Raw genomic sequence first — 225 nt, 5'->3', positions numbered from 1 at the left:
CTCTGTGGTGGTTTTGATAAGCTGAGGCGCAAAGCGAACATCATTAGGTGTCCCTATTGCAATAGAGAATGTGTTGGTCGATGTTACTGGATCAAATACCGCACCAGGCAGTTCATTCTTAACCAATTGCAACGCCTGACGAACAGGGACAAACAATTGACGAGCACGAAGAGTGGGAGAAATACCACGACCTTGACGCAAAAATAGATCGTCTTTAAACATCAC

Annotated in this window: 1 pseudogene; it reads right to left on the bottom strand. The window is 44.9% G+C overall.

Features of this window, described 5'->3' with window-relative positions:
- Window positions 1–225 (bottom strand): annotated as a pseudogene (gene leuO, locus AB4585_RS25800) (transcriptional regulator LeuO); the annotation flags it as partial.

The sequence above is a fragment of the Vibrio sp. 10N.222.49.C9 genome, from assembly GCF_041474985.1.
Taxonomy (GTDB): domain Bacteria; phylum Pseudomonadota; class Gammaproteobacteria; order Enterobacterales; family Vibrionaceae; genus Vibrio; species Vibrio crassostreae_C.
This window is presented reverse-complemented; position numbering and strand designations above follow the sequence as displayed.